Raw genomic sequence first — 4,279 nt, 5'->3', positions numbered from 1 at the left:
ATGAAATATAAAGGAATATTTCATTTTCAGTGGTTATGGTTATGCTATTGATAATCAAGGGTATTGCTAATGCCCTGACGCATACCACGTAAGCCAGGATTTTCGCAAGGGAAGATGATGATGACGAAACACCCGACAGGAATTTATGTCGGGTGCCTTGTTAAGGTCATAAGAAGGAGGCTAAGAATGGAGTTAAAAGAGAGCGTTATTAATTATTCTCCATTTGTTTTGCAACATCCATAATGTGGTAAAGCGGTACTCTGTTCTTAGCTAACTCCACCATGGCGTTCATATAAGGTACCATGGTTGAAAAAAGGATTTTATAACCTTCGCAAAAATAAGAAACAGTCTCATTGTTTACTTTAGTAATACGATGCTTAGGACAACCGCCATTGCAGATAGGTTTATATGCACATTTCAGACATTTCGCTGAAATCCGTTTTTTTTGCGCTGTCAGTTGTACACTGTTCATCGTTTTGAGTTCAGATTTATTAATGTTTCCAATTTTGTACTGTGGATAGACAAAATGGTCGCATTCATAAATATCTCCATTACTTTCAACAACCAGATTATCCTTGCAGGACTCCTGGAAAATACAACTGGTATGCCCATTCCCTAAAAAACGGCTGACAAAGCTTTCAAACTGACGGATGAAAATTTCACCCACATCGTTTTTAACCCATTGCATAAAAATGGTTGACATAAACTTGCCATAAGCCGTGGGAGGCACAGAAAAATCAATGATACGGAATGTGTTCTCACTATGACCACTGAAATCAATATTCGGCGTCCCGGTTTCGAGCAATTCGATAAATTGCATATGTTTACTGCCGATAGATTTTAAAAAATGATAAACCTCAAGAGGGTAATGGACATTAACGTTATTAATGACGGTTAACGTATTAAACTCAACTTGATATGATTTCAGTCGCTCGATGGCTGCTATCACTTTTGCAAAAGTACCGTTACCTGAATTACTGCGTCTGTAACGGTCATGTAGCTCCTGGGGGCCATCGATCGAGATACCAACCAGAAACTCATGTTCTTTGAGAAAAGCACACCATTCATTATTCAATAAAATGCCATTCGTTTGTAATGCATTAAAAATACGTTTTTGGCCTGCATAGCATTGTTGATAGTGAATAACTTTACGGAAAAAATCCAGGCCAGCCAGAGTGGGTTCACCGCCTTGCCAGGTAAAATAGACCTGATTGCCAGACGCTGCGATATATTGTTTGATGAACTCTTTCAGAGTGCTGTCATCCATCCATTTTTCATGAGTAAACTGCGACTCTTTTTCAAGGTAAAAACAGTAATCACATTTGAGATTACATTGAAAACTGGAGGGCTTGGCTGTAACGTGCATCGCTATCTCGCTCAATAAGGCGGCGGAAAATTCCGCCGCATGAAGGTTTAGTTATTTCGCTTCGCTTAGTGCTTTCTTGATATTGTTAAACTTCTCCTGATTTACTTCGCTAAGCGGTGGCTGGCTGCTGTCGATAAACTCTCTTACCACGCCTTGCATCTCTTTAACGACCTGCGGATTGGCGGCGGCAAGGTTATCTTTTTGCTGTAGATCCGTCAGTTTGTAGAGACCTAACTGATTGTTTTCTACTGTATACACAAGCGAATAATCGTTATTTCTCACCGTATAAGAGAATTGGCTTAAGTCCTCAGTGTTGGGGTTATGCGGGTAATCGTCTGACTGATGGCGAACAAATTTGTGGTAATTATCCCAGAATGGAATATTTTCCTCGTCAAACCAGTGAGAATAAGAGGTTATCCAGGTCAGATTTTTATGTGGCTCGCCTTGTTTCTTATCTTGCAACCAGGGCAGCAAGGAAACGCCATCCAGCTTAAGGTCTTTTGGAATGCTGATATCGGCTGCATCAAGTGCTGTCGGGTAGAAATCCATTGCGGAAATCAGCTTGTCATAATTACCGGGTTGAAGTTTTCCTTTCCACCACATAAACATTGGGGTGTGAGTACCGCCAGGATAGGTCTGACTCTTATAGCCTTTTTGCGCCCCGTTCAGCGGCAGAGGACCATCGATAACCGCACCATTATCGGAGGTAAAGAGAATAATTGTATTGTCATACTGTCCGTTTTTCTTCAGTTGTTCGAGAATGCGTTTTACACCCTGATCAACAGAATAAACGGAAGCGTAGTAGTTATCTGCTGTTTGACTACCGGTATTAAATTGCTTCTGATATTGATCCGGTGCAGGATTATCATTTGGCAGGTGCGGAGCATTATAAGCCAGGTAAAGCATAAAAGGCTGGTCAAGTGTTTTGGCACGATCAACAACGCCAATTGCCTCATCGGTTAACTGATCGCTGATATAACCTTTTGCGGGGACACGTTCACGATTTTTGAACAGTGAAGGGGAGTTGTAATATGCCGTTCCTGCAGCGTGGAATCCCATAAAGTAATCAAAGCCACGGTTTTGAGGTTGCCATTCTTCCGCAGAAAATGTGGTGAAGTTGTCATGATAGTCACGCGTTTGTTTATCTTCCGGTACCGGCACATTACTGATTTTTGACAAGTGCCATTTACCTACTGCTGCAGTGTAATAACCATGATTCTGGAATAATTCAGGCAAGAAAGTTTCTGTTAGCGGAATACCATCCTGAGCATCGGTATTGGAATAGACACCAAAGCGGGCGGGAGCTCGACCGGTCATTATTGCGGCACGGGAGGGGCCGGAAACACCGTGTGCCACATAGCCGTTAGTAAACCGTACGCCTTCATCCATTAATGAAAGGAGCGTCGGCGTTGATTTTTGTGCAGCTTCAATGGCTTTATCTATCCCTATTTTGTAGGTATCGACAACTTCACGATTTTCCATTGTTTTTGGGTCAAAAGATCCCTTATCAAAAGGAAGTTGTCCATAACCAAGATCATCCATGGTTAGTACGATAATATTTGGCTTTCCTTTGGTACTGTATTCAGTCGGCGTAAAGTCTGAGAAAGCAACGTTTGTTTTGGTTGCTTTCAGCTTTACATCATCTGCCGCATGAGCAGCAAATGCAGCCATACCAGATGCCAGTATCAAAGATATCGAGGTACTTACGACACTTTTCTTTAATGCAGACTTCATAAATGTTCCTCTTCTTATTGTACTTAATTCCGAAGTAATTTTACGAAGAGAAATAAGTGGATGTAAGTGAAGTTAGTCACATAAAGAGATAGCAGATTTAGCTAAAAAAAGGGAAATAACAGTCCATAAAGCGTTGACATTACTTTCTGTTCTATTAAGTAATTTCTCGCCGATAAACAACTAATTTATTGATATTTAATAAATTATTGCATTTTACTGACAAAATGCCGAATTGAGATCATAAATAATCATGCAACAGGTTATGCAAGTGCATAAATATGTGATGGATGTCACTTATTTATTTCAATAAATATATCGCCTAAAAACAACGCGGGGCAGGGAATGGCTGCCCCATATAATTCTTACGTAGCGTGCGTGGTTGACTACTCGTTAGCAAATAATCAAATAGCTAAAGCACTCATCGTGTTGCCCGTATTCATACCCGTGTGACTTTGACAACGGTACTCCTTAGAAACTCTCTTCGGACTGTTGCCGAAATGTTTGCGGAACGCATAAATAAAATAAGATGTACTGGCATAACCACATTGTTCGGCAATTTTATTGACTGAACCTTCTACGCGTATCAAATTTTTTGCGTGCTGCATTCTGGCATCTAATAGAATCTGTGAGAATGTCGTTTGCTCTTGCTTTAGTTTTTTCTTCAACAGACTTTCACTGATGTACAGGCAGTCACAAATATCTTTCAGCTTCCATGGGTGCGCCAGCTTCATGTTGACAATATTTCTCACTTTCCCGGAAACGGATAGCACACCGTTAGTTAATAGTGTAATGAAACCTTTGCATGCGGCAAAAATAGACAGGCAAGAAAAAAGCAAAAGTTCTGAAAAATTATGATGATTGCGTTCTTCCGAGTTGAGATAAGCAATCATTTCATTAAGCAATCCAGTCGGTACATTTGAAGCACGTAAAAACTTCGCAGGAACAGGCACCGTCACTGTCTGGATGTTAGTGCATTGTAGATATTTTTTAATGGTATTTTCATTAAATCCGATTTCTTTAAAATGCCGCTCATAAGGTTCAAAATGTGTACGAACAGCGTTATCTACCATCAGGATCTCGCCGTCAGAGAAGGCGTAATCTTTATCTAAAATGTTAGCGTTGAAAGCATGATGAATAAATATAACAGAACAAACGAGCGACATTTTATCTCCTTAAAAC

4 protein-coding genes are annotated in these 4,279 nt (G+C 40.4%); 1 reads left to right on the top strand and 3 read right to left on the bottom strand.

Translation table 11 applies throughout. The features are described 5' to 3' along the window. The first annotated feature begins 120 nt into the window (after window positions 1-120). Window positions 121-243, top strand: a complete 123-nt coding sequence (locus E0D98_RS21630) for a protein YneP (RefSeq protein WP_120795387.1) — start codon at window positions 121-123, stop codon at window positions 241-243. Here the strand turns inward: E0D98_RS21630 and E0D98_RS21625 are convergent. The 3 genes from E0D98_RS21625 to ydeO all read right to left on the bottom strand — a co-directional run bounded on the left by E0D98_RS21625 (window position 209) and on the right by ydeO (window position 4,263). Beyond that, complete coding sequence (locus E0D98_RS21625) at window positions 209-1,366, bottom strand: anaerobic sulfatase maturase (protein WP_001368362.1); 1,158 nt, start codon at window positions 1,364-1,366, stop codon at window positions 209-211. The two genes, E0D98_RS21630 and E0D98_RS21625, sit on opposite strands and share 35 nt — an antisense overlap. Before the next feature lie 51 nt (window positions 1,367-1,417). After that, window positions 1,418-3,100, bottom strand: coding sequence for a sulfatase (locus E0D98_RS21620; RefSeq protein WP_001295684.1), 1,683 nt, complete (start codon window positions 3,098-3,100; stop codon window positions 1,418-1,420). 401 nt (window positions 3,101-3,501) lie between these two features. Then, entirely contained in the window at window positions 3,502-4,263 is a 762-nt protein-coding gene (gene ydeO / locus E0D98_RS21615) for an acid stress response transcriptional regulator YdeO (protein ID WP_000060479.1), read from the bottom strand. Window positions 4,264-4,279 lie beyond the last annotated feature (16 nt).

It is taken from the genome of Escherichia sp. KCJ4928 (genome assembly GCF_004352695.1).
Taxonomy (GTDB): domain Bacteria; phylum Pseudomonadota; class Gammaproteobacteria; order Enterobacterales; family Enterobacteriaceae; genus ECMA0423.
Note: the sequence above shows the minus strand (reverse complement) of the source record. Positions and strands in the feature narration are given on the sequence as shown.

Coding starts and splice junctions, on each gene's coding strand:
- E0D98_RS21625 (WP_001368362.1), bottom strand. CDS start 1,366: ATGCACGTTACAGCCAAGCCCTCCAGTTTTCAATGTAATCTCAAATGT.
- E0D98_RS21630 (WP_120795387.1), top strand. CDS start 121: ATGACGAAACACCCGACAGGAATTTATGTCGGGTGCCTTGTTAAGGTC.
- ydeO (WP_000060479.1), bottom strand. CDS start 4,263: ATGTCGCTCGTTTGTTCTGTTATATTTATTCATCATGCTTTCAACGCT.
- E0D98_RS21620 (WP_001295684.1), bottom strand. CDS start 3,100: ATGAAGTCTGCATTAAAGAAAAGTGTCGTAAGTACCTCGATATCTTTG.